Consider the following 2,958-nt stretch of genomic DNA (forward strand, 5'->3'; position numbering starts at 1 on the left):
GATTCTTTGGACGACGAAGAAGAGATGCAGCAGCACTACCTCAAGCAACTTGGCGAGCTGTCATCGCAACCAGGAGCCGAGCAGGGCCTGCACTCCCGCAAAGAGACGCCGGTTAAGCATGGCGTGCAGATTGAGTACCTGATCGGAACGCATCTCATTGCCGAGGAAAGGGCGCTCCTGAAGCACATCGCAGTAGAGACGGGGGAATGGATTGAGCGTATCTCTGGGAATATCAGCCTTGATTCAGCGCTTGCTGGACTCCTGGGCAAAGTGGAGCCCGAAGCAGAGGGCACAGGCGCAGGCGATAGTGGCGACCTGGCCGACCAAACTCCAGCGTGAGTTCGAGCGCGAGCTGGCGGCGCTAAAGACCCATCACGTAGATAAGAGGTACGAGGCCTACCAGTGCGATCCCATCGGCTTCTGCGAGAAAGAGCTAGACTTCTCACCCTGGGCGGGGCGGGGCGGCCAGCCGGGCCAGCGCGAACTGTTTGAGGACATCGCGGACTCCGTTAAACGTCAGCTCGCAGGCGACACTACCGCGCCGATCTTCTTTCGGGTTGAGAGCTGCCACGGCGTGGGCAAGACCTTCGGAGCCGCCGCGCTGGTGAACTGGTTCTTTACGTCCTTCACGCCCTCGGAGATCCTGACAACAGCGCCCACGGCCAAGCAGGTCGAGCGCCTGCTCTGGAAGGACATCAAGAAGCTGCGGGCTGGCCGAAATCTCCCGGGCAGAGTGCTGCCCACCGCCTCACGGATGGAGATGGCGGCAGACCACTACGCGGAGGGGTTCACGGCGTCGGACAGTGGCGGCAAGGGCACAGAGCGTGCGCAAGGCACGCATGCCAAGAACCACATGATTATTCTGGATGAAGCCGAGGGCGTTCCTGCTTTCTTCTTCTCCTCGGTTCGCGCCATGCTCACGGGCGGCAAAGTCATGATCTGCCTGATGGTCGCAAACCCGAAGACTCGCGCCTCGGAGTTCCACCGCCAGGGCAAGCGGGCCAGTGTTCGTAACTACCGATTCAGCGCCCACGACTTCCCCAACGTGGTGGATGATGCGGATACGGTTCCGGGGGGCAGCTCTCGTAAGTGGGTTTCGGGGATGATCGGCGAGCTCTGCCAAGTGGTGCACTCGCACGATGAAGAAAAGTACACCTTCGCGCTCCCCTTTGAGGTGATGCTGGAAGATGGCCGGATATTCCCACCCGGCACGATCTTCCTGCCCGAGGACGAATATCTCTTTCGTGTGATGGGGGTTCCTCCGCTCTCCGGGGCGGAACGGGCATTCGTTGCCGTCGGTGTCTACGAGGCGGCCCAGAGAAGGCGCGTGGAGCCCACGCAGTCTGACCGCTTGCAGTGTCGTATCGGAGTGGACGCCGCCCGCTACGGCTCGGACAAGGGCAAGGTCTACAGCAGGCATCTTGCCAGAGTTCGGTGCGCGGCGACTCTGACAAAGCAAGACACGGACGATTACGTTGAGGCGACGAAAAAGGCGGCGCTCTCTGCTGTGGCCGCTGGCGCGATCTCGGTGCATATCCGGGTGGACGGAACTGGCGGGTTTGGAGCGGGGATTGTGGACGGGCTCTTGAAAGAGCCGCTCCTGCGTGCTATCCCGGACTTCCGCGTCTTCGAGGTGCACTTTGCCAGCTCCGCAAGTGACGGCGACAAGTACGACAACATTGTGACCGAGATGTACGCCCAGGCAAACGAGACTCTAAAGGGGGTGTGCCTGGAGTCCGTCCCTGAGCACCTCGTCGAGGACTTGACCGAGCGGCTCTTTATCTACGTGAATCGCCATGGGAAGACGCTCAAGGCCCTGGAGCCCAAGGAGAACTTCCGCAAACGCCACGAGGATAGAAGCTCCGACGACGGCGACGCCTTTGTGCTGTGCGCAGCCCCGGACTTTATGTTCGGCGTAGGGGCGATTTCCGCAGGCGGCGCAACCAGGCCCGGAAACACCTTCCAGCCAGGCGGACGACCCAGCCCAAGTAGCCTTCCGGTTTTTGGTAGACGCTAAGACACTATGAACGACGAACCGACACTTACAAATACTCTCCTCACGGAGCAGATCGAGGGCAACGCCCCGGCCTTCACTCCGCAAGAGAATACCGTTGGGTCGGCGTCTGCTCTCGTGAACTCCTCTGGCGCAGTCCGGGCGGACCCGAAAAGGGAATATGTCTCGGGTGGCTGGTGGGGGCCGCTTGGGAGCTATCTGTCGGCCCTTGAGCCGTGGATTGACGACATCACCCGCGACTTCGGACCGGACATGTACGAGCGCATGGGGCGCGATCCGCATATCTTTGGCGAGACGCTTGCCTACAAGAGCGCCGTGCTCTCTCAGGGCGTGCGTCTCACGCCTGCGGCGGAGGGCGACGCGGTAGAGCAGGATGGGGACGGATTCAAGCAGGCCAAGCAGGTTCGCGACTTCTGCCAAAGCCTTCTTGCTGGTCTCGACACCCCGCTACTTCCGCTACTGCGTGAGCTGCTTGATGCGTTCGGGCAGGGCTTCAAAGTGGCGGAGGTTGTCTACCGGCAGGAGGATCAGTGGCTGGTCCCCCACAAGATCAAGCCCAAGCGCCGTGAGGCCGTTGCCTTCGTGGTGGACTCCCGCATGAACGTGCAGGGGCTGCTCGCGGCGCTGGCAGGCCGCGAGACGTTCGCCATGAGCCTGACGCAGATCGTAGACCCGAACCACACGCACAACATTTTGCCACGCTCTAAGTTCGCGGTGCTCTCCTGGGACAGCCTGAGCGATCCCAGGGGAAAGAGTCAGTACCGTCCTTGCTACGACCCTTGGTGGCTCAAGCAGCAGACCCTGGCGGAGCTTCAGAAGTTTATCGCCCAGGCCGCAGGCGAGCGGCTCATCGGCTACACGGCGGAGGGCGCAAAACCCATGCAGGCCTACAACGCGGATGGCACGCCGCAGTATGACTCCAGCGGCTTGCCCGTGCAGCTCCA

3 protein-coding genes are annotated in these 2,958 nt (G+C 61.7%); all 3 read left to right on the forward strand.

Features of this window, described 5'->3' with window-relative positions; translation table 11 throughout:
* Nucleotides 1-339 (forward strand): hypothetical protein (locus ACH2EH_RS22630; protein WP_395145315.1); only part of this gene is annotated, 339 nt, incomplete at its 5' end.
* A complete protein-coding gene (locus ACH2EH_RS22635; RefSeq protein ID WP_395145317.1) occupies nt 239-2,017 on the forward strand; it encodes a hypothetical protein in 1,779 nt (592 codons plus the stop codon). The genes ACH2EH_RS22630 and ACH2EH_RS22635, both read left to right, overlap by 101 nt.
* A gap of 6 nt (nt 2,018-2,023) precedes the next feature.
* A partial coding sequence (locus tag ACH2EH_RS22640) for a hypothetical protein (RefSeq protein ID WP_395145319.1) occupies nt 2,024-2,958 on the forward strand: 935 nt, incomplete at its 3' end.

The organism is Armatimonas sp. (assembly GCF_043760365.1).
Lineage (GTDB): Bacteria > Armatimonadota > Armatimonadia > Armatimonadales > Armatimonadaceae > Armatimonas.